Here is a 22,467-nt window from a genome sequence, read left to right on the forward strand (position 1 = left end):
ATGTCATTCCCGCTTTCGCGGGAATGACATAAGAGCCATGCAACAAAGCCAATTACATAAGAGCCATGCAACAAAGCCAATTTAACAACAACTAGAAACTTTACCTTATTATTTATCTTTAATAAACAATTATTCACTATAGGCAGTGATTTTTTGTAATCCTCCCATGTAATTTATCAAGACATCCGGTATAGTTATTGATCCATCTTCATTCTGATAATTTTCAAGTATTGCAACCATAGTTCTTCCGATAGGTAATCCTGAAGCATTTAAAGTATGAACTAAGGTAGTTTCGTTACTGCCGAATTCTTTATATCTTGCTTTCATTCTACGTGCTTGAAAATCTCCACAATTAGAACAGCTAGCAATTTCGCGATATTGCTTTTGTCCCGGAAGCCATACTTCTATATCATAGGTTTTTTTTGCCGCAAATCCCATATCTCCGGTGCAAAGTAACATAACACGATAAGGAAGATTCAGTTTTTGTAAAATAGTCTCTGATGCATTAGTTATATATTCATGCTCATTTTTTGATTCTTCAGGGGTAGTAATAGATACTAGCTCAACTTTACCGAACTGATGTAATCTAATCATACCTCTTGTATCTCTACCGCTACTACCTGCTTCTGATCTAAAGCACGGGGTGTAAGCAACATAACGCATCGGTAATTTTTCTCTTGGTATAATAGTATCGGCGACTATATTTACTAAAGATACTTCTGCGGTTGGAATTAGTCTGTAACCATTGGTTGTTACAAAAGACTCTTCGGCAAATTTAGGTAGTTGTCCTGCATTATACATAGCATTATCTCGCACTAATACCGGAGGTGATATCTCAAAGAAATCCCACTCTTTAGTATGAACATCAACCATAAAATTAATTAAAGCACGTTCTAGCTTTGCTAAATCACCTTTTAACGTTACAAATCTAGTTCCAGAAATTTTAGCAGTTTGTTCAAAATCCATTAAATTTAATTTTATACCTAGTTCAAAATGCTGTTTATTCAAAGCATTTGGATTTGTCTCTCCGTAAGTACGAACTAATTTATTCATACTTTCATCCATTCCGTAAGGTACTTCTTCGTCCGGAATATTAGGAAACATATTTAATAGTTCATTTAATTCGTTATTATTATTTAGATCCTGTTCAAGTGCTTCCAACTTCTCATTTATATGTTTGACATCTCTTTGTAACCCTTCAAACTCTTCGCCGCTTTTAGAGGCCATATTACCTAAAATCTTTGATTTTACCTTACGTGCATGCTGAAATTCTTGAATTAAACTCGTAATTTTTCTTTTCTCTTCGTCGAGCATAGCAATTTTACTAGACATAGGTTCAATAAATCTTTGGCTAAGCTTTTCATCGAACAATTCTTTATTTTCTCTAATCCATTTGATATTTAACATTTAGTGTCCTCAGTTTTTCTATAAAATTACATATCATTATTGAAGTTTCATATAATAAAAGTAGCGGTATTGCAAGAGCAAACTGGCTTAAAATGTCAGGAGGCGTTAATATTCCTGCAATAATAAAGTTAATTACCACGGCAATGCATCTTTTTTGCTTAAGTGTTTGTACCTTAACTATTTTTAGTATATTTAATATCATTATCACAACTGGCAGTTGAAAGGCAACTCCAAAAGCAATAATTAAATGAATAACTAAATTTAGATACTCGCTAATTCTTGCTTCCAAAACTATCGGTACTATCATATCACGTTTTTCAAAACTAAGAAAAAAATTCCAAGCTTTCGGCATTACAAAGTAAAAAACAAAAATACTACCGCACCAAAATAAAATAGGCGACATAAAAAGAATAAAAGCGATAATTTTTTTTTCATGGTGGTGTAACCCGGGACTGATAAATAAATAACACTCCAAAGCAATTATAGGTATAATAATAGTAAAAGCAGTAAAAGCTGCAAGTTTAATATAGGTAAAAAATGCTTCTGTAAGCCCTGTATAAATTATATTTCGTACCGTATCACCGCTTAGCTTAGCAAGCGGTTTTAATAAAACACTATAAATATTGTCGCTAAAATAATAGCAAATAGCAAATATAATTATAAAAGCAGTAAATATTCTAAGAAGCCTTATTTTTAATTCTAATAAATGTTCTTGAAAACTATATAGTTTCATAAAAATTCTGACTCTTCATTTCGCAGAAATATATATATATCAATATTATAAACTTTTTTTAATAATTGTCATATCTTTTTAGAAATATTCACAAAGCCTAGTTTCTTTCTATATATTTTATAAAATATCGGGATAAATAACATGCTAAACAGAGTATTACCTAAAAAGAATACAGGCCAAGTAAGATATTTTGCACAAATACCGCCAAGGCTAGCTAGAATAATACGGCTAAGCGAGCTAAAAGATGCAATAATAGAATATTGTGTGGCAACAAATTCACTATTGCAAAGGCTAGCAAAATAGATAGAGATAATAGTTCCTGCAAAGCCTGCACAAAAATTTTGTACTGTAACAGTTATTATAAATGTCTTTATATCATAGCCGATAGTAGCAAGAATCATAAACATAAGAGGTGACAATAATTGAGTAACTCCACCAATTAAGACACTATGAAATATACCCATTTTTGCAGCTAAAACGCCGCTTAAAGCTCCTCCGACGATCATGATTAGTAACCCGTAAGCTTTGTAAATAACGGCAATTTCATGAGTAGTAAAACTTAAATCGAGCAATAAAGGCGAACTCATCGCCATAGGTATAGAATCCGCAGCCTTATATAAAAAGATAAACAATATAATTAGCAGTAAATATTGCTGTTCATTTTTTAAGGAGATAATACTTTTTTTAATAACTTCAAAATATTGTTGTAATCCTATTAAATTAGTAGTTGTATGGTATATTTCTTTTGATGGTGGTTCTTTGATACATAAAATTACTATAGGTCCAATTAGAGTAATGAATAGAGCAAATTTATATACTGTATTCCAGCCGAAAATAATTGATGAATATAAAGTACCGACGCTGCCAAGTAACATACCTAAACGAAACCCTATGCTACTAAAGGTAAAAGCCATTGAAAGCTCTTCTTTAGATGTAGGTCTCTCAATTCTATATGCATCAAGTACAATATCTTGTGTAGAACTGCAGAATGAAATAATAAATAAGATAATTGCAGTAATATATAAGTTATTACAAGGGCTTATGTTTAAGAACCCCGTCATCGCTAGGATTAAAAATATTTGTGATACCAATGCCCAGCCACGCCTGTGACCGAATTTAGAACATAAAAAAGGTATAGAGTATTTATCTATAAAAGGTGACCATATGACCTTTAAGCAATACGGAAAGGCAGCTAGTGATATCGAACCTATTATATCAGTGGTGTATTTTGCTTCGGATAATTGATATGGAACTGTAAAAAAAATTAAATTGAACGTAAGACCGGAAATTAAGCCTAAAAGTAAAATACCGATTAAATATGTATGGTTATTTATGTCATTCTTGCATGAATTGATCTTCAACGTCATTGTGAGAAAAAACTGTAAGTTTCGACGAAGCAATCCAGTAAAAAATTCTGATTTACAGAATATTCTATTATTATTTCTGAATTGCCACCACGCTCCTTGCAGTTGTGGCTTTGTTGCATGTCTTACTTCCACCTCTGTCATCCCGCAAGTTTGTAGCAGGACCCAGTTAAAAATACTAATATCGTTAGTATTTTTAGTTGTTTTTTGGATACTGTGGTCAAGCCACGGTATAACACCGAATACGTTTTTTGAGCAATGCAACAACGCTTTCAGTCGCTCGTAATGACGATTAGGTACACACGCAATAATGCCTCGCAGGAATGACATAAAGGAATGATTAAAAATTTTGTACACGAAATCTAATAGCTTTAAATAGTTACTTAATATTTCATTTTTAGGGAGTAAGGAGCGACTTTGGAAAATATTTTACCGACTACCGGTATTTTAGTTACAATAGTGCTGATTAAGAAAAAGGAAGGAATAACATTTCCTTTAACCATAATTAATTGCTGCTTGGTATCAATATTACCTGTCATAGTAAAATCAAAGAACGGTCCATGTGCTTCCGTATCAAAAATTGTAATTATATTTCCTCTATAATTAAATTTACCTCTCATATCTTCAAATAAAATATTTTTATTATTAGTTATTGAACTAAGAAAACCCGGCAACGAAACAAAGGAAACAAGCCGTGTTAAAAAAGGAGTATCGACTACCGTAAAATGTTTTATAGAAAATTTGCCGTCTAATATTGGCACTATTTCACCTTTTTTTACTTCATATCTTTTTGTATTTAAGTTGATGTTAATTTGACCGTTTTGCATAGTGTTATACATTCCGAGTCCCTTAAGCAATGCTCCGGCATTATCGGATTCAATGAACCATTGTTCAAAAGTTTCCTTAGCGGTAAGCGACATCTTAACTTTTTTATTATCAATATTAGCATTTAGAAAGCCGGAGAAACACCGCACTTTATCACATTTAATTGCTAAATCAAGATTACCTAGAATTATATTATTCTTTAAAAGTATTTTTGATATATTAGTTTTTAAATTAATATTACGTGTAGAATCTCCCGCTTTTTCTAAAAACTGCATCATATTAGCATTTGATAAATCTAATCTGCTTCCATAAAGTGCCGTATTAAGATTATGGTTATCTATGATTATTTTTCCTTTTAAATCCGTATGATTATGTTTAACAGAGGCTAGATTAATATTATAAATATTTTTCTTAATTAAGGCATTACCGTTAATTTTTAGATTATCCTGCCCTGAAAGGTTAAATTCAATATTTCTATCGAAATTTTTATCATTTAATTTAGTATATAAATATAAATTGGCTTTTTTATATAATTTTTTATGAATAGATACTTTATCTATATAAAATTCTAAATTATTAAGATTAGAATTAACGGTAATAAAACTCTCATTATTATGCTGTTTTTTATACTCAAAATTTAAAACGGTGCTGCCTGAAATTAATTTAAATACTCCAAATCTTTGATTATTTGCCGCAATATTGCTTTTTATTTTAAGTAAACACTCATTATTTTTATCCGATATATCATGATCATAAGTAAAGCTGCTTGCATAATTATTAATGTTAACTTTACCGCTAATATTTAGTTTATTATCTTTAAAACTACCTTTAGCTTCACCGTTTTGTAATAGGATATTATTGTCTAATGTGTTAAAAGAGATATTTGTTAATGTCGACAAAACATTATAGCTATTAGGGATATTGGGGCTAATAGGAATTATTAGCTCTATTATTGAATTTGCCGTTCCTTTGATTGTTTTAAGATCAATATTTTGAGCTTTAATATTTTGATATGCATCATTTGGAACAAAGGCAATTAAGTCATTAATTTCACCTTTAGCAGTAGCATTAAAAACAAATTGTGATTTATCCAGTCCTTCCCATTTGAAAGTCATAATACCGTCTGAAACGACACTTTTACCGCTATATGCTTCATTAATTAGAAATTTTATTTCCGGTCCTGAAATGATTATATTAGTATCAACTTTAGTCAAAGGCGGTAAATCTGTATGATATTTATATTCAAAATTCGAGATATGTAAATTTGCTTTTAAATTATCTTCTACTAAAATATTTTTTTTTAAAAATTTTTTATCTAATTTAATATTTAATTCTCCGTTTTGGATGTAACCTTGTTTTATATGTTCTCGAAAATATGAGATTATAGGATTATCCGGAATAATTTTTTCGACTGTTTGATAAATTATTAAAGGCATATTTGCGGCAGCTGCACTTGCATCGATATTTTTATCGGTTATTATACCGCTTAGTGATAAAAAAGCTTTGTCCCCAAAGGTGAGTTTGCAATTAACGGTCTTTGGATTATTTTTAGAATAGGTGGTTTTATATGAGCATAAAGCATTTCCTAGAGGTAAGTCTGCTCCTTGCTCATCAGTTAAGATATCACTTTTTATTGAAGTTAGTCGTATGTCGGTTAGGGAATCTTTTTTAATTATATTTAACGAATAATCACCGGTCGTTGAAGTATTTATAATCTCTTCATCGTTATTTGAAATTACGGAAATTTTATCGATATTAAAATTAGCCTCTATTAACGAATTAGAGAAGAAATTTTTGAAATTAAAGAAAAGATTAAAATCGTTAATTTCTCCTCTAGCATTATCTATAAGACTTAAGGAAATTTTATCTATGGATAATCGGTTTTCTTTAAATTCTAAATTATGTAGTACAGCCTTTATATCATTTTTACTTAAATAAAATTCAATTATTTTTTTCAAAGGTTCATTTAAGTGTCCTTTATTTGCACTATAAACAGTTAGAGTTATAGCCAAAGATAATGAAATCAGAATTATAAAAATACTAATAAAGGTTTTTTTAATAAAATTCATTTGAGCTTGTAAATCTATTGAAATATGATAAAAGCTTTATATACTCGGATAGAACTGCAAAAATTGGCTATGTCATCCTACAAGTACTCCGGTACTCACGTATTAAGTATACGCTCTGTTCCTCGTCTTGTGGACTCCTTGCACTTTTTGAAATTGAGCTTCGTCTATACTACTCTTCATTTATTTGAGGTATACACTTGGAATATAACGTATAATTTAAAAATTTAATATAAAAATCACAAAAAATTATGAATATTACATTTATTGGTAGCGGATATGTGGGATTAGTCTCAGGTATTATTATGGGCTATTTAGGTCATAATGTTACTTGTCTTGATAATGATGAGGTTAAAATATCCAAATTAAATAAGCAAATATTACCGATTTATGAAGCTAAACTTGATGAGTATCTTAAGCAAGCTTTAGAATCTGATAGGTTAAAATTTACAAATATTTATAATAATGAACTTCAAAATGCTGATGCAATATTTATTACGGTCGGTACACCTTCAAAATGCTTGGGAGAAGCGGATTTAAAATATGTTTATGATGCTATTGATAAAGTTTTCGAGCATATAAATAAAGATTGTTTAATAGTCATAAAATCTACCGTTCCGCCCGGTAGTTGCAGTAATATTATAGCTTATTTAAAATCAAGAGGCTTTTCATTTAATGTTGCTTCTAATCCTGAGTTTTTAAGAGAGGGTAGTGCGGTAGAAGATTTTTTATATCCTGATCGTATAGTTATCGGTGTAAATAATAAAGAATCAGAGGAAATATTGCGAAAAATTTATGCACCTTTACAAGGTGCAAAGTTTGTGGTTACCGATTTAGTGACGAGCGAGCTTATTAAATATGCTTCAAATAGTTTCTTAGCTACCAAAATTGCTTTTATTAATGAGATGGCTGATTTATGTGAAAAAATCGGCGGTAATATTAAAGATTTATCTAAAGGTGTAGGACTTGACCAAAGAATCGGTCAAAATTTTTTAAATGTAGGACCTGGTTTTGGCGGTTCGTGCTTTCCAAAAGATATTCTAGCATTAAATAATCTTGTAGAAAATCATTATATAGATTGTAGGATTCTTAAGGCAGTAATTAAAAGTAATAAGCAGCGTCCAAGTAATATGGTAGATAAAATAGCTACTTTGTTAGACGGAGATTTAAAAGGTAAAAATATAGCAATTTTAGGCTTAACATATAAAGCAGGAACAGATGATGTAAGAGCAAGCCCTGCCATCGCAATTGTAAAGATCTTATTAAATAAAGATGTATATGTTAAAGCATTTGATCCTATCGGTCTTGAAAATGCTAAAAAGAATTTGGAACATAAAAATTTGCTATATTTAGATTCAGCAGTTGACGCCTGTAAATCAGTAGATATTATAGTTATTGCAACTGAATGGTCAGAATTTAAAGAACTTAATTGGCAAGAAATTTATGATTTAGTAAAATCGCCGATAATCATTGATCTTAGAAATATACTAGATAATGAAGCAATGAAAAAAATCGGTTTTAGATATTATGCAGTCGGAAGTAAAATTTAGTCTTGTCGTTAAGGCTTCCGATGTTATTTCCGCGTAGGCGTGAATCCAGTACTTTAAAACTTTTTAAAAGCTCGATTTATCTCGCTTTACCCTGGGGATTCCCGCCTACGCGGAAATAACATAAAAAGTCTACGGGAATGACATAAGGAGTCATACAGTAAGACAATAAACTTTAACATTAATTTAAAATGCGACCTGGATTTATTCATTTAAGAACTCAAAGCTCTTATTCTTTTCTAGAAAGTGCATTAACGATTGAGAAGGTAGTAGAACTTGCTTCATCGAATAAAATGTCTGCTATTTGTTTGGCAGATAAGGGAAATTTATTCGGCTCATTAGAGTTTGCATTATGTGCAGTAAAAAAAGGACTGCAGCCGATACACGGAGTTATTCTAAATATAAAATACGATATAGATATTTTTGCTCAAATTTTGCTTATAGCTAAAGATGAAACTGGTTATAAAAATTTACTCAAACTATCAAGTCTTACTTTTATTAAAAATGATCGTAAGATATGCGATCACATTGATTTTGAAGATTTAATCGAATATCAAGAAGGATTAATAGGATTATGCTGTTATACCGACGGTATTGTCGGAAAATGCTTGCTAGCTCGCAACGAGGAGCAAGCGATGCTGTTTGCACGTAAATTACAGGAAATTTTAGGAGATCGTTTTTACTTTGAGATTATGAGACATGAGATACCGGAAGAACAGTTTATTGAGGATAGTTATATTAGAATTGCTGCCGAGCTTGCTATTCCGCTTGTTGCTACTAATAAAGTTTTGTTTAGTGAGAAAAGCATGCATGATGCACATGATGTATTGTTATGTATATCAGCCGGTGTTACTAAAGAATATTTGGATCGAAAAACAGTTAGCGAAAATTGTTATTTTAGATCACCGCATGAGATGATAGAGCTTTTTTCCGATTTACCTAGTGCCATCCAAAATACCGTGAATTTAAGAGAGCGTTGTTATTTTGCCGCACATACAAACCCGCCGATGCTGCCTAATTTTGCCACCAAAGATATTAGTGAAACGGATTTAATTAAAAAAGATGCAAAAGAAGGGTTGCTTGCAAGGCTTGCTACAAAGTTTAAATCTGAAAATATTTCGTTAGAGAATCAAGAAGAATTGAAAACCGAATATTTTGCTCGTCTTAATTATGAGCTGGATATTATCTGTAATATGAATTTTGCCGGTTATTTTTTGATTGTATCTGATTTTATTAAATGGAGTAAAAAAGAGGGTATTTTAGTCGGACCGGGTAGAGGATCGGGAGCAGGCTCGGTTGTTGCTTGGAGCTTGCTTATTACTGATCTCGATCCGATTAAATTTGGCTTATTATTTGAAAGATTTTTAAATCCTGAACGTATTTCAATGCCTGATTTTGATATTGATTTTTGTCAGGAAAGGCGTGAGGAAGTAATTAATTACGTACGTTCCAAATACGGTAATAATAGAGTAGGACAGATTATAACTTTCGGTAAGATGCAGGCAAAGGCTGTAATTAAGGATGTCGCTCGTGTTCTTAGCTTACCTTATAAATTCGCTGATTATCTAACGGAGCTTGTCCCTTTTAGTGCAGTTAATCCAGTTAGCTTAGAACAGGCAATGCGTGAAGTTCCGGAGCTTGCAAATGCCGCTAAAGGTAATGGGCTGTATAATTTAGACGGTGAAGCGGAGTTAATTAAGCTAGTGCTTGATACTTCGTTAATTCTTGAGGGGCTGCATAGGCATTCCTCAACTCATGCTGCAGGAATCGTAATAGCAGGTACTGATTTAGTCGATATAGTACCGGTATATAAAGATGCTAACTCCGATATGCTGGTAGTCGGTTATTCTATGAAATATTCCGAGATTGCCGGTTTAATTAAATTTGATTTTTTAGGGCTACAAACCCTAACGGTTATTACCGATTGTAAGAAACTGCTTAAAGAGCAAGGGATAGAAGTAGATTTTAACAATATGACGTTTGATGATAATAAGACTTATCAAATGTTGTGTAAAGGTAAAGGAGTCGGCGTTTTCCAATTTGAAAGTATCGGGATGAAAGATGCACTTAGACGCCTTAAACCTGATTCTATACATGATTTGATAGCTCTTGGTGCGTTATACCGTCCTGGTCCTATGGAAAATATTCCTACCTATATAGCTTGTAAGCATAAATTACAACAGCCTGATTATTTACATGAGCTATTGAAGCCAATCTTAGAAGAAACTTACGGAGTGGTGATATATCAGGAGCAGGTACAAAGAATTGCTCAGGTTCTTGCAGGTTATACGCTAGGAGCTGCCGATTTACTTCGTAGAGCAATGGGTAAGAAGATAAAAAAAGAAATGGAGGAGCAGGAAGAAATTTTTGTTAAAGGAGCAATTGCTAATAATATTTCGGAATCTCAAGCTAAATCCATTTTTGCGACCGTGGCTAAATTTGCCGGATACGGTTTTAATAAGGCACATGCTGCGTCTTACGGTGTTATTTCATACCAAACTGCATATCTTAAAGCTAATTATCCTGCTGAATTTTTAGTAGCATGCTTAAATCTTGAATTGAATAATCACGATAAAATTAATTTATTTTTACAAGAAGCAAAAGATAACGGCATAAAAATTATTGCACCTAATATTAATATTTCTGAAGGGTATTTTAGTGTAAAGTTTTCGGACACTGTCATCCCGCATAGCGTAAAGCCTGTCATACCGCAACTTGATCGCGGTATCCAGGAAATTTCAAAAGATACCGTGGTCAAGCCACGGTATGACATCGCGGGTGCAATAATCTTTGCCTTAGGTGCTATTAAGGGAGTTACGCCGAATTTCGGTAAGTTAGTAACGGATGAGCGAAAAGCAAGAGGGGCGTTTAAATCAATTACTGATTTTATTGAAAGATTACCCCCCAAATCTATTAATAGTAAATTATTGGAAAATTTAATCAAGTCAGGCTGTTTTGATGAGCTGCATGATAATCGATTGCAATTATTGTCAAGCATTCCAAAATTGCTTTCTTATTCAACTGCATATCACGAAGAGCAGGAATCTAATCAATTTAGCTTAATTAAAGTTTCTAGTTTAAGTCCAACTATTTTAGTATCAAGCGATTATGCCGATAAAAATACTTTAGCCTTTTATGAATTTGAGGCTATGGGTTTATTTATCTCTAATCATCCTCTTACGGAATATCAAGAAATATTTAGTCGTTTAAATATTTTAAATACTGCGGATTTGCATAATAACTTACCTTATGGTACTAACCGAGTAAATCTTGCCGGTGTAATACAAAAAAAGGATTCTCGTATGTCGGCAAGAGGTAGGTTTGTGACGCTCGTGCTTTCCGATCCTGAGAATATCTTTGAACTTAGTATTTTTAGTGAGGAAGTTTTAAAAGATTATGTACATTTACTTGATGTTAAAAGTTTGGTAGTTGTTAATTGTGACATAGTTAAAGATGAGGGAGGAATAAAACTAACGGCAAAAAGCTTTTCATCAATTGAGGATGCAATTAATAATAAACAATTTGAACTACAGTTTTATCCACAAAATCATGAAGAATTACGGCAGATAGTAACCTTGCTTGCAGCTCGTATAAATAACGAAGATCAGAGTAATGCTAAAGCTACAATCTATTTACAAAGCGCAGATGTAAAGAATTTTGTAGCAAAAATTATATTACCTGAAAAATTTTTGCTCCAAGGGCAAGATTTTGAGATTTTAAAAGGATATAGTAAATAGCGTAGTTGTTGCGTGGTTCGGTTTTCCGCTGTCATTCCCGCGAGCCATGCAACAATGCCTCGCAGGAATGACATCGAAACCTTGAGTCAACTTTTTATAGGCAATACCTGAATTGACGGTAAAATGAATCTATAATTGAGTAATATTCTTTGATGTTTTTTTACCGCTAAATACTGCATTATTATTTTTATTATCGCTAAGTTCCATATATTTTGTTAGTTGATGTTTGTCTGCTATTAACTTTGCTTCTTTTTCTAAATTGATATTTTGCTCAAGATTTGGGTCTTTAATTAATTCTTTAAAATAATTACTTATGGATTTTAATCCCAATTTTCTCGTTAATTTACTTAAATACTTATAAAATTTATTTTTGATAGTTTGTTTTTTAGGTTCTGAATTTTTATTGCATGTATTATCGGTTTTAACTTCTTATTTTTTATCTTCTAATACTCCTGTATTATTAGGTAGATTTTTATTAACTTCAGTTATTAGTGCATTTACTAAATTTTGTTTTTCTTCTTTAAGTACAGCGTCATTCAAAAAGCTTGATACAGGCGAATTTTTTGAGTATATTGTATCCAAGTTAAGGTTAGTAGTTTCTTGTTTTTCTAAGTTCGGGAGCGGTATATTAATATGCGCGTTTTTTGTTTCAATTATAGGTGAGTCTCTTAATTTATTCTATCCAAAAATATCTAGAGTTTGTTGTGTAAATTCATCTACTAATTTTTGAGCTTTTATAGGTGTTATTTCTTCATTAAATTTATTTTTACTATAAATCTTTGACCATTTGAGTGATTTCTTCGGATGCTTTTGCTTCCGGTATAGTCATTTTGTATTTTTGTGCCATATCTTTTATGACATCATCCAATTTCTTATGTTCTTCCGATAGCTCTAGCGGTTTAGGGTTAGTATTACTTTGTTTCATTTGTTGGAAAATATCTATGCCGGGCGGTTTGCTATTTTCGCTTGTATTTGTGCTTTGATAAGTATATTTACATTTTTATCATTTAAGCATTTTGCTGATAGCTCTTTAATGATTTGTTCTTTATTAGATTTATATAATCTATAATTTTCTAAAACTTTTTTTGAGGGAGCGATTTCATGATCTTCAAAACAAGTTTGGATATGGTTTATAACAGGCTTAAAAAGATTCTCGGTAATAGGTAAATCAGTGTCCTTATAGGGAAATACAGTAGATAAAAAATCTACTAGATCAATCTTGATATACTTTAAATTAGATTCTTCAGCAACTTTATTAAATCACTTTTCTTTTGTGCTTGGTGTATGCCCTTCATTATAAAAAAAAGTATCAAAATAATTAGTAGCTGAATTGGCAATATCTTTTTGAAATTAATTTTGATAAGTTGTATTTGAGATACTTTGTTCTTTTATTAAAGGTATATTTAAGATATTTGCTAAATTTTTTTGTTCACTTTCTAAGTTTGATATTATTTGTGATACTTGATTTTGTGTAATAAAATCATATATTTCATGAAATTCTGAATCCGGTACATTGTCTCTTAAAGCTTCTCTTATTGACCTGCTACTACAATTCCCTAAAGTTTGTCCGGTAACTGTTCTTCTTGAATCAGCTGTTGGATTAATAAATTGTCCCGATTTGAATCTGTTGATTTCGTTATTATGAGCTTTTATTGCTTCTATTTCATTTATAGATAATATAGAAAATATATTATCTTTTATTTCTTTATCTATGAAGTAAATTGCTTGGTAATGCCTGTTTAATAATTTCTTCCATTACTGCTTCAATCAGGTCTTTTTGTTGTATTTCCGGATGATGCTGAGTTGATAAAACTACTGTATCAATGGCAATTGGTTTGTTATTTTCATATCGTAACGTGACTTGAGATTTTGCATCGGGTCTAAGCCAAGACATTTTGTTTACGTAAATATGCTTGCCTTTTCATTAATAAATGAGCGTAGTAAATCGGTGCGGGCATGAAACTATCCGTTTCATTACAGGCATAACCGAAAACCATACCTTGGTCTCCTGCACCTATTTCATCGTCATTTGCATTGTCAACACCCATAGCTATATCGGGTGATTGTTTAATGATAGCTGAAATTACTGCACAACAGCTACCGTCAAATCCATAATTTGGATTATTATAGCCGATTTCTTGTATCTTGCTACGTACTATTTGCTCAATATCCACATAGGTACTAGGCCGCTCACTAGAACTAGACCGGTTGTTACAAATGTTTCACAGGCAACACGACCGTTAGGGGCTTGTTTTAGAATCTCATCAAGTACCGTATCTGAAATTTGATCGGCAATTTTGTCCGGATGCCCTTCAGAAACTGACTCAGACGTGAATATAAAATTTTTCATACATTACGCTCCTTTTAAAATTCTTCAAATGTTATATTAATATATGATTTTTTATATGCTTATTTTATCAAATATGTATGCTGTATTATATGTTGAAGTTATTTTTCTGGATTCCAGCTTTTGCGGAAATGACAGCAAGTCATGCAATAACGCTGCCTTTAGCTAGGAATGATACACCTTCAATGAATTTCCATCCAGTTATTACCTGCTCTAATTTCGGTTATAATCGGTACATCCATATTAGTAGAATTTTCCATGATTTTTTTAATAATAGGTATTATAATTTCTACTTCATCAATCGGTGCTTCAAATAGTAATTCATCATGAATTTGCAGTACTAATCTTGTTTTAAGTTTACGTTTTTCTATTTCTTGATCTAGATTGATCATAGCAATTTTAATTATATCGGCATTAGTTCCTTGAATCGGAGCATTAATAGCCGCACGTTCTGCGAATTGTTTAAGCTTTTTATCATGAATTAGAGGTACAAAACATTTTCTGCCAAAGCAATTTGTGACATAGCCGTTGCTACTTGCAAAAACTTTTGTTTGTTCCATATATTCTTGCACTCCTTTATATTCAGCAAAATATTTCTTGATATATTCGGATGCTTCGCCGTTAGTAATGTTTAATTGCTTAGCAAGCCCAAAAGCACTTATACCGTAAATGATACCAAAGTTTATAGCTTTTGCTTTACGCCTATGTTCGCTAGTTAGTTTGTGTTTTTGTAAGTTAAAGATCTGACAAGCAGTTTGAGTATGGATATCGTCTTTATTGATAAATGCTTGTTTTAGTGCATCTATATTTGCGATATGGCTTAATATTCTAAGCTCAATTTGAGAATAATCGGCAGATATTAATTTATAACCTTCTGCAGCAATAAAAGCTTGTCTGATTTGATTTCCCTCACTAGAGCGAATAGGTACATTTTGTAGATTAGGTTCCTGTGAGCTAAGTCTTCCTGTAGTGGTAGAAGTTTGTAAAAATGTCGTGTGTACCCTATGTGTTATATTATCTATCTGTTTCGGCAAACTATCGGTGTAGGTATTCTTTAATTTTGTCAGTTGCCGCCATCTTAATAACAAATCTGCAATATTATATCCATGCTCACTAAGTTTTTCTAGTATTTCCGCTCCCGTTGAGTAAGAGCTTGCTTTAGCTGAAGCTTTACCGAAAGGTAATTGCATTTTTTCGAACAAGATTTCTCCTAATTGTTTTGGCGAACCAATATTAAATTTAGTTCCGCTAAGAGCAAAAATTTCTTCTTCAAGTTTTAGAATTTCTGTTCCAAATTCAGCGGATAATTGTTTTAGGTAATTAGCATCTACTGTAATACCCACTTTCTCCATTTTATCTAAAATAAAACAAATAGGTAAATCAATGTTGCTATAAAGTCTAAAGGTTTTGTTGTCTTTAAGCTCCAATATAGTTTGCTTATAAAGTGCGATAAAGTTTATTACTATTTTTGCTGATTCGATAATTATATTTTCTATACAAGTTTCTTTCAAAACTTCTTTAAATAAATTTTTCTGTGATAAACCGGCAGATAACGCATACTGCATTAATTCTAAATCTTCTATAGCCGTAATGTCATGAGATTGGTTTGCATAAAATTTAAGTAGAGGTTTAAGAGAGTAAGTAATTTTTTTTATGGATTTATCGGTTAGTAAATTGAATATTATATCCGAAAACCAGTTGTTATTAGTTTTAGTATTATAAGAAAATAGATCATGAGAAGTGTTTGAAATTTTAATAATATAGCTTTGGTTTTGCAGTGATAAAATAAAAGCAAGATTAGCTCCTTTATGCTGTAATAAATATATCCCGAATATTCCTATTTTCGTGGCTTCTTTAGCAAAGTCTGCTAACTCATTAGCATTATTAATTTCTTTTATTTCCGTTACTTTATTATCTGCTATCTCTTTGTGATCATTAATTTTAATATCCAATAAATTTTCTACTCTTTTATATAAAGATCTAAAACCGTATTCCTGTAAAAATCCTGTTAATTTATCGCTATTTGGAGGTGACCATTCTAAATTATTTAGCTGAAAATCTAAATCAACATTAGAATTAAGCCCTATTAACTGCCATGAAATTAACGCCGCTTCTCTTGAATTTTGTAAAGTTTCACGTTGTTTTACGCTTGAGACTTGGTCTAAAGAGTTAAATATATTTTCTACAGAACCAAATTGCGTTATAAGACTACTTGCAGTTTTTGGTCCAATAGATGGCACACCCGGAATATTATCCGATCTATCGCCGATTAAAGCCATTACTTCACGTAATTTATCAGAAGTAGTGCCAAATTTTTTAACCACATCATCCTCCGTAATATATTTCCCTTTTAACGGATCATATATCTTGATGTTTTCAGTCATTAACTGTAATAAATCTTTATCGGAAGAGATAATGACTACATGTTCGCCAAGTGCAGCAGTTTTAGTAGCAAAGGTTGCGATAATGTCATCGGCTTCATAACCGTTCTTCTCTAGAATAGGAAAATTTAAGTTACTTGCAACATCACGAACTAAAGGTAATTGTACAATTAAATCTTCAGGGGGTGGAGGGCGGTTAGCTTTATAGTCGGGATAAATCTGATGGCGAAAATTTTTCCCGCCGCTATCAAATACTACAGCGATATGTTTAGGCTTAAAGTCGCTCAGTAATTTTAGCAGCATTGAAGTAAAACCGTAAAGAGCACCGACAGGCTCGCCTTTTGGTGAAGTTAAAGGCTGTTGTGCATAATAGGCTCTAAAAACAAATCCGTATCCGTCTATGAGCAATAAGGTATTTTTTTGAGTCATTTTATGATTTTATTTTTAATTAGATCGTCATTGCGAGGAAATTGCATAGCAATTGACTAAGCAATCTCAGGAGTTTATTATTACTTCATGAGATTGCCGTGCAGCCTACGGCTGCTCGCAATGACGACTCAATATTCGTGCGGGCAATGACGTAGCAAAACCTCACAACCCCAATAGATTTCTAGCAAAATCATGTTGGTTGAATATTTTTAAGTCCTCTATCTTCTCGCCTATACCGATAAAGTATAAGGGTAAATTAAATTTTTGTACTACTCCGACAATGACGCCCGCTTTAGCACTGCCGTCTAGTTTAGTCACGATAAGCCCCGTCAAATTAGTAGCATCATTAAAATGTTCTACTTGGTTATAAGTATTTTGTCCAGTAATAGCATCAATGACTAAAACGCTATGAGTGGGGGCATTCTCGTCTAGTTTTTTTATAACTTTTACAATCTTAGACAGTTCATCCATCAAATTTTTCTTATTATGAAGCCTACCTGCTGTATCAATAAAAAGTATATCGATATTTTGTTTTATCGATTCTTCCATCCCGCGATAAGCAACACTCGCAGGGTCAGCCGATTCTTCACCGGTAATAAGTAGTGCATTTGCTCTATCTGCCCAAGTACTTAGCTGATTTACGGCAGCTGCTCTAAAAGTATCGCAGGCTGCAACTGCTACTTTTTTCCCTTGTGCCGAGTACATTGCAGCAAGCTTACCTATAGTCGTGGTTTTACCTGCTCCGTTAACACCGCAAACTAAAATTACGTTTAATTTATTTTCGCTTAAAGTAAAAGGAATTTCTGATTTTGATAGCTGCTGCTCTATTAATTTAGCAAGGGCTTCTTTTACTGTATCACTATCTATTTCTTTTTCAAATTTTACCTTTTTAAACTCTTCAATAATATTAGTTACTACCAAAACACTCATATCACTTGAGATAAGTAGCTCTTCTAGCTCTTCTAGAGTTTCTGCATCTAATTTTTTCTTGTAAAATATTTTGTCGATACCTTCCGATATTTTATTAGAAGTTTTAGATAAACTTTGTTTTAATTTACTAAATATCGAAATCATATTAGATAGTTTTTTGTTTTATGGGTGTTGGTGTTACGCCTGCGTGAGTATCAAATCGTCATTGCAAGGAAATTACGTAAGTAATTGACGAAGCAATCTCAGGAGTTTGTTGTTATTGCATGAGATTGCCACGCAGCCTATGGCTCGCAATGACGATTAGGTATCTACACAGATAAGCCATCTTGCAATTATGATTAAGGTACTTATCTCTTTTTCTTATTTTTGCTTTTGTTTTTATTTCCGTCAGTGGTTTTATTGAATCTACCTAAATTTTTAACAAATTTTTGTAGTCCGTTAAGTTCCGTTCCATATGTCCTAGTATATTCATGGACTATTTCTATATCTTGTCTATGAGAATCATCTATTACTACTACTTCCTGCATAAAATTATTAGCATCAAACGTAATTTTTACTATCTTCTGCTTTTCAACTTTTGGATTGAGCCAAGCTCTTTGAGACATAACTCTTTCAACATAATACCAGGTATTTTGGGAATATTCCGGTACTATAGTAGGCGTACCTATTAACCCTACGACTTCTGTTTTATTTAGTTTTTTAGACTCTAATTTTACAAGTGCCGAATCATCTATGGATTGCCCTCTATTTTCGATAGTTTTGCAGCCGCTTAAGGAAAAAAAGGCTAATATACTAAAAATGTATGTTATAAAAATTTTCATAAGTTTAATTTTATCTAGATTTTATTACAAGATTATAATATACTGCTTCACTAATTTGACAAATACTTTTTAATTTATATTTAGAGAGGCTAATAATGGCAGTTCCAAAGAAAAAAACATCAAAATCAAGACGTAACATGAGACGTTCACACTTAGCACTTGGCAAAGTTAACGTAATAGTTGATTCGCAAACCGGTGAATATAAGCTTCCTCATCACGTTTCTTTAGTCGACGGTACTTATAATAATCGTCCAGTAGTAACAAAGAAAATTAAAACTGAAGAAGAAGTAGCCTAAAAGATTTATGACCTGTAAAATTATTGGTTGCGGCGGGTATCTTCCTTCAAAAATAGTTAGTAATGACGAGCTTGCAAAATTCGTAGATACTAACGATGAATGGATTAGAACAAGAACAGGTATTACACAGCGTCATATAGCAGGTGATACAGAATATACTTCCCACCTTGCTTTAAAATCAGCTGAAAAAGCTATAGCAGATGCAGGGATATCGGTAAATGATATTGATTTAATTATTACATGTACTACTACTCCCGATAATAGCTTCCCTTCGGTTGCCTCTAAGCTTCAAGGTTATCTTGGTTTAACTAATATACCGTCTTTTGATTTACAAGCAGTATGTGCCGGCTTTGTTTATGGTTTACAAGTAGCAAATTCTCTTATCTCATCAGATAAATATAAAACTATTTTGCTTATAGGAGCCGAGAAAATGACGTCGTTATTAGATTGGAATGATAGGACTACTTGCGTTTTATTCGGTGATGGGGCCGGTAGCGTAATATTACAGCGTAGTAGTGATGATTCCGGTTTAATAGATAGTAATATCTTCTCAAGCGGGGCTGATTATGAAATATTATACACAAACGGTGGTGTAAGTATGAACGGTATTAGTGGCAAAATAGTTATGCAGGGGCAAAAATTATTTCGTCATGCAATAGAAAAAATGCAACAATCTATAAAAGATTTACTGCATGCTCATCAATTCAGTGTAAGCGATATTGATTATTTTATACCTCATCAAGCAAATATCCGTATTATAAATAAACTCGCTGAACTATTAAATATAGAAGAGCATAAAGTAGTGAAAATCGTAGACAAACATGCTAACTGCTCTGCTGCTTCTATTCCGCTTGCTTTGAGTACTCTCAAAGCATCAGGCAAAATAAAAAAAGGTGATATTCTACTATTTTCAGCTATCGGTGCAGGTCTTACTTGGGGCAGTGCATTCATTAGATGGTGAATATACTAGTTTTATTAGACATCTTCGGAAACTCTACTGCTAGAGGTAATTTGTACGTTGATCCTGTACTCGAATCCTCACGTACCTCTATGTACGCTGCGGTTCTGCGTGCCGTATCTCCTTCAAATTCCTCTCTATAAGCGAGTTTCTGAAGATGTCTATTTGAAAAATTGGCAACGCTACTTATTTGCCTATAATCCTCACATATTATATATACGCTGCGGTTGTAAGCTTCAAAATCGATTCCTCTTTCCCCATTAAACTGCATCTATCTATTTATCCAAAGTATATACTTGTATTGTAAAAATGATATTTTTACCACATTTATACATGAGTAATTGCATTTTATAATATTTTAGCCTTTAAACTAATAAAATAATGATATATACTAACTCACATAGCTTTTGGTTAGTTTAGTTTTATGACTAGCTAAAATGAATTCAATATTAATAAATTATAATCTCAAGGAGTTTAATTATGAAAACAAAAATTACATTAGCTTTTCTTGCATTATGTGTGCTTGCAGGGTGTAGTACAACAAAAAGAGCACCACAATTTGACGGTAATATGAACCAAGGTGAAGAAACTTCATTAATGAAAGATTTCGAGAAGCATGCAGGAAATGCAGTATGGTTTGCTTTTGATAGCTCTGCTTTATCACCAAAGGCTAAAGAAGAACTAGAGAGACAAGCTTGCTGGTTATCAAAGCATCCTGAAGTAAAAGTTACTGTTGAAGGACATTGCGATGAAAGAGGTACCAAAGAATATAACTTAGGTTTAGGTGAAAGAAGAGCAGCAGCAGCGAAAAAATTCTTAGCTCATAAAGGAATCGATCATAACAGATTAAATACAATCTCTTATGGTAAAGATAGACCTGCTATGATGGGTAATACTGAAGAAGCTTTTGCTTATAATCGTAGAGCTGTAACAGTTGTACACCACTAAAATTGCCGAATTTACTAATTATAGTATCCTAAAAGGTCGAGTTTACTACTCGGCCTTTTTTTATTTGATGTTATTATTGCGAAAGCGTTGATGTGTGGATACCAAATCTTCATTGCAAGCCATAGGCTGCGTGGCAATCTCATGAAATCACAACAAACTCCTGAGATTGCTTCGTCAATTACTTTGTAATTTCCTCGCAATGACGAAAAAACTGAACCATATTGCCCTGTTTTTTAGGCGATACCTCAAAAATATAAAAATTTTACTAGACTTAATTGCATAATAATTATATAAATTTCAAATGAAAAGGGGCTGTAGCTCAGTTGGTTAGAGCACGCCGCTCATAACGGTGTGGTCGTAGGTTCAAGTCCTACCAGCCCCACCACACAAATTCTTATTTAAATTCGCATTAGCACTGAATTTATAATGATTAATCTAAAAACACTTTCTTGGTATCTTACTAAATTATATTCTAAGTGTTTTTTTATTATATTATTTCTTTTAATCGGGCTATTAATTATCTCAAATGTTTTTGATCTTTTACAAAAATTCAAAAATATTTATGTTCCTTTTAGTTTTTTTTGGGGACTTATCTTATATAAGATTCCTTATTTACTAGGTCAAGTATCTTCGTTAATTAGTTTTACCGCTATGTTATTTTTTCTTAGAAATCTAACAAAAAATAATGAATTAACGGCTATGTTATCTAGCGGTATTCATATTTGGCAAGTGCTTGTTATTCCATGTATTGTAACTTTAATGTTAGGTATAGTTTTTACGACTATATTGAATCCTATCGGTACTATAGGCTTACAAAAATATGAGTTATTAGAAGCAAAACTAACTAAAAAAGCCTTGAGTGAGGGTATAATATCTAAATCAGGCTTATTATTTTTTGAATCTTTAAATGATGAAACTCAAATTATCCAAACACAATTTATTAATGTTGCCGAGAAAAAATTAAATAATATTACAATTTTATTTGTTGATCATAATAATTCTTTTTTAAAGAGAATTGATGCATTATACGGTATTATTGAAAATAAAATGTTACATTTAAATAGAGTTAAGGTTTTCACAAAAGAGGAAACTAAGGCTTACAATAATTTAACTATGCAGACAAATTTATCAATTAATAGTTTAGTAAATAAATTTATTCGTCCTGAAATGGTTTCTATTTGGGCTTTACCTAAATTAATTAATGAATTATTAAATTCAGGTTTACCGGCTATTAATTATCAAATTTATTATTACAAGCAATTATTTAAGCCTATAATGATGATGGCAACCGTAATTTTAGCAAGTTGTTTTATTAGTCTTAAACAGCGTGATAATTCCCAAGAAAAAATACTGCTATTAGGTTTATTTTCAGGTTTTATAGCATATTCGTTATCAGAAATATTATTAAAAATACTTACTTATAATAATTTGTCTTTAATTGCTGCTATTTTATTACCTAGTATGCTGATATTTTTTATTAGTAACTTTATTATGTTACATTATAAAGAAATTTAATATAGACGAGGTTTAATTTGAAAAATTGGCATCGTCGCTTCTCATTGTTGATCCTCACGTAGTATTCTACGCTGCGGTCAAAAATTCCGAGGCTTCTCGCTCTTTTCCAAATTAAACCTCGTCTATATTAATTTTATTTACTATGGGACTGTTTATTTTGTTA

Annotated in this window: 17 protein-coding genes, 1 tRNA gene and 1 pseudogene; 7 read left to right on the plus strand and 12 right to left on the minus strand. The window is 31.9% G+C overall.

Going from position 1 to position 22,467, the window contains the following annotated elements:
* Positions 1 to 129 precede the first annotated feature (129 nt).
* The 4 genes from serS to C4Q30_RS06100 all read right to left on the minus strand — a co-directional run bounded on the left by serS (position 130) and on the right by C4Q30_RS06100 (position 6,398).
* A complete protein-coding gene (gene serS / locus C4Q30_RS06085) occupies positions 130 to 1,407 on the minus strand; it encodes a serine--tRNA ligase (protein WP_103897500.1) in 1,278 nt (425 codons plus the stop codon).
* Positions 1,385 to 2,140: a twin-arginine translocase subunit TatC gene (gene tatC / locus C4Q30_RS06090; protein WP_103897501.1), complete on the minus strand. Its 756-nt coding sequence runs from the start codon at positions 2,138 to 2,140 to the stop codon at positions 1,385 to 1,387. The genes serS and tatC overlap by 23 nt, the downstream gene beginning before the upstream one ends.
* A gap of 68 nt (positions 2,141 to 2,208) precedes the next feature.
* On the minus strand, positions 2,209 to 3,861 hold the full coding sequence (locus tag C4Q30_RS06095; RefSeq protein WP_245207515.1) for an MFS transporter: 1,653 nt from the start codon (positions 3,859 to 3,861) through the stop codon (positions 2,209 to 2,211).
* A 26-nt stretch (positions 3,862 to 3,887) separates the two neighbouring features.
* Positions 3,888 to 6,398: a YhdP family protein gene (locus C4Q30_RS06100; protein ID WP_103897502.1), complete on the minus strand. Its 2,511-nt coding sequence runs from the start codon at positions 6,396 to 6,398 to the stop codon at positions 3,888 to 3,890.
* Positions 6,399 to 6,646: 248 nt separating this feature from the next.
* Here C4Q30_RS06100 and C4Q30_RS06110 point away from each other — a divergent pair, with 248 nt between their 5' ends.
* Entirely contained in the window at positions 6,647 to 7,945 is a 1,299-nt protein-coding gene (locus C4Q30_RS06110) for a UDP-glucose dehydrogenase family protein (RefSeq protein WP_103897503.1), read from the plus strand.
* Between the two features lie 188 nt (positions 7,946 to 8,133).
* Complete coding sequence (gene dnaE / locus C4Q30_RS06115) at positions 8,134 to 11,679, plus strand: DNA polymerase III subunit alpha (protein ID WP_103897504.1); 3,546 nt, start codon at positions 8,134 to 8,136, stop codon at positions 11,677 to 11,679.
* 129 nt (positions 11,680 to 11,808) lie between these two features.
* On the opposite strand, the gene C4Q30_RS06120 is transcribed toward dnaE, so the two are convergent.
* The 7 genes and pseudogenes from C4Q30_RS06120 to C4Q30_RS06155 form a co-directional block, all read right to left on the minus strand.
* A complete protein-coding gene (locus tag C4Q30_RS06120; protein ID WP_103897505.1) occupies positions 11,809 to 12,009 on the minus strand; it encodes a hypothetical protein in 201 nt (66 codons plus the stop codon).
* A 99-nt stretch (positions 12,010 to 12,108) separates the two neighbouring features.
* Positions 12,109 to 12,261 (minus strand): hypothetical protein, encoded by a 153-nt coding sequence (locus tag C4Q30_RS08860; protein ID WP_014014794.1) that lies wholly within the window; start codon positions 12,259 to 12,261, stop codon positions 12,109 to 12,111.
* Positions 12,262 to 12,448: 187 nt separating this feature from the next.
* The gene (locus C4Q30_RS08865) at positions 12,449 to 12,604 is read right to left on the minus strand and encodes a hypothetical protein (protein WP_014014793.1); all 156 of its coding nucleotides are present in this window, start codon (positions 12,602 to 12,604) and stop codon (positions 12,449 to 12,451) included.
* A 783-nt stretch (positions 12,605 to 13,387) separates the two neighbouring features.
* Positions 13,388 to 14,029: pseudogene (locus C4Q30_RS06135) on the minus strand (S-adenosylmethionine synthetase N-terminal domain-containing protein); the annotation flags it as partial.
* A 179-nt stretch (positions 14,030 to 14,208) separates the two neighbouring features.
* The gene (polA, locus tag C4Q30_RS06140) at positions 14,209 to 16,836 is read right to left on the minus strand and encodes a DNA polymerase I (RefSeq protein ID WP_103897506.1); all 2,628 of its coding nucleotides are present in this window, start codon (positions 16,834 to 16,836) and stop codon (positions 14,209 to 14,211) included.
* Between the two features lie 162 nt (positions 16,837 to 16,998).
* Positions 16,999 to 17,910, minus strand: coding sequence for a signal recognition particle-docking protein FtsY (ftsY, locus tag C4Q30_RS06145; RefSeq protein WP_103897507.1), 912 nt, complete (start codon positions 17,908 to 17,910; stop codon positions 16,999 to 17,001).
* A gap of 203 nt (positions 17,911 to 18,113) precedes the next feature.
* Positions 18,114 to 18,587: an outer membrane protein assembly factor BamE gene (locus tag C4Q30_RS06155; RefSeq protein WP_103897508.1), complete on the minus strand. Its 474-nt coding sequence runs from the start codon at positions 18,585 to 18,587 to the stop codon at positions 18,114 to 18,116.
* A gap of 95 nt (positions 18,588 to 18,682) precedes the next feature.
* Here C4Q30_RS06155 and rpmF point away from each other — a divergent pair, with 95 nt between their 5' ends.
* Together rpmF and C4Q30_RS06165 are read left to right on the plus strand one after the other, a co-directional pair.
* A complete protein-coding gene (rpmF, locus tag C4Q30_RS06160; RefSeq protein ID WP_014014787.1) occupies positions 18,683 to 18,883 on the plus strand; it encodes a 50S ribosomal protein L32 in 201 nt (66 codons plus the stop codon).
* 7 nt (positions 18,884 to 18,890) lie between these two features.
* A complete protein-coding gene (locus C4Q30_RS06165; protein WP_103897509.1) occupies positions 18,891 to 19,844 on the plus strand; it encodes a beta-ketoacyl-ACP synthase III in 954 nt (317 codons plus the stop codon).
* Here C4Q30_RS06165 and C4Q30_RS06170 read toward each other — a convergent pair.
* Positions 19,834 to 20,112 carry a palindromic element RPE1 domain-containing protein gene (locus tag C4Q30_RS06170; protein ID WP_103897510.1) on the minus strand — a complete coding sequence of 93 codons (279 nt, stop codon included), beginning with the start codon at positions 20,110 to 20,112 and terminating at the stop codon, positions 19,834 to 19,836. The genes C4Q30_RS06165 and C4Q30_RS06170 overlap by 11 nt on opposite strands.
* Positions 20,113 to 20,321: 209 nt before the next feature.
* On the opposite strand from C4Q30_RS06170, the gene pal reads away from it, so the two are divergent.
* The 3 genes from pal (at position 20,322) to C4Q30_RS06190 (ending at position 22,304) form a co-directional block, all read left to right on the plus strand.
* Positions 20,322 to 20,789 (plus strand): peptidoglycan-associated lipoprotein Pal, encoded by a 468-nt coding sequence (gene pal, locus C4Q30_RS06175; protein WP_103897511.1) that lies wholly within the window; start codon positions 20,322 to 20,324, stop codon positions 20,787 to 20,789.
* A 308-nt stretch (positions 20,790 to 21,097) separates the two neighbouring features.
* A tRNA-Ile gene (locus C4Q30_RS06185) sits at positions 21,098 to 21,174 on the plus strand.
* A 41-nt stretch (positions 21,175 to 21,215) separates the two neighbouring features.
* Positions 21,216 to 22,304, plus strand: coding sequence for an LptF/LptG family permease (locus tag C4Q30_RS06190; RefSeq protein ID WP_103897513.1), 1,089 nt, complete (start codon positions 21,216 to 21,218; stop codon positions 22,302 to 22,304).
* Positions 22,305 to 22,467: the final 163 nt, after the last annotated feature.

Source organism: Rickettsia fournieri (genome assembly GCF_900243065.1).
Classification (GTDB): Bacteria; Pseudomonadota; Alphaproteobacteria; order Rickettsiales; family Rickettsiaceae; genus Rickettsia; species Rickettsia rickettsii.

What these genes read in the sequence shown, in the direction of transcription:
- serS (WP_103897500.1), bottom strand. Translation starts at nt 1,407, where the DNA reads ATGTTAAATATCAAATGGATTAGAGAAAATAAAGAATTGTTCGATGAA.
- tatC (WP_103897501.1), bottom strand. Translation starts at nt 2,140, where the DNA reads ATGAAACTATATAGTTTTCAAGAACATTTATTAGAATTAAAAATAAGG.
- C4Q30_RS06100 (WP_103897502.1), bottom strand. Translation starts at nt 6,398, where the DNA reads ATGAATTTTATTAAAAAAACCTTTATTAGTATTTTTATAATTCTGATT.
- C4Q30_RS06110 (WP_103897503.1), top strand. Translation starts at nt 6,647, where the DNA reads ATGAATATTACATTTATTGGTAGCGGATATGTGGGATTAGTCTCAGGT.
- dnaE (WP_103897504.1), top strand. Translation starts at nt 8,134, where the DNA reads ATGCGACCTGGATTTATTCATTTAAGAACTCAAAGCTCTTATTCTTTT.
- C4Q30_RS08865 (WP_014014793.1), bottom strand. Translation starts at nt 12,604, where the DNA reads ATGAAACAAAGTAATACTAACCCTAAACCGCTAGAGCTATCGGAAGAA.
- polA (WP_103897506.1), bottom strand. Translation starts at nt 16,836, where the DNA reads ATGACTCAAAAAAATACCTTATTGCTCATAGACGGATACGGATTTGTT.
- ftsY (WP_103897507.1), bottom strand. Translation starts at nt 17,910, where the DNA reads ATGATTTCGATATTTAGTAAATTAAAACAAAGTTTATCTAAAACTTCT.
- C4Q30_RS06155 (WP_103897508.1), bottom strand. Translation starts at nt 18,587, where the DNA reads ATGAAAATTTTTATAACATACATTTTTAGTATATTAGCCTTTTTTTCC.
- rpmF (WP_014014787.1), top strand. Translation starts at nt 18,683, where the DNA reads ATGGCAGTTCCAAAGAAAAAAACATCAAAATCAAGACGTAACATGAGA.
- C4Q30_RS06165 (WP_103897509.1), top strand. Translation starts at nt 18,891, where the DNA reads ATGACCTGTAAAATTATTGGTTGCGGCGGGTATCTTCCTTCAAAAATA.
- C4Q30_RS06170 (WP_103897510.1), bottom strand. Translation starts at nt 20,112, where the DNA reads ATGCAGTTTAATGGGGAAAGAGGAATCGATTTTGAAGCTTACAACCGC.
- pal (WP_103897511.1), top strand. Translation starts at nt 20,322, where the DNA reads ATGAAAACAAAAATTACATTAGCTTTTCTTGCATTATGTGTGCTTGCA.
- C4Q30_RS06190 (WP_103897513.1), top strand. Translation starts at nt 21,216, where the DNA reads ATGATTAATCTAAAAACACTTTCTTGGTATCTTACTAAATTATATTCT.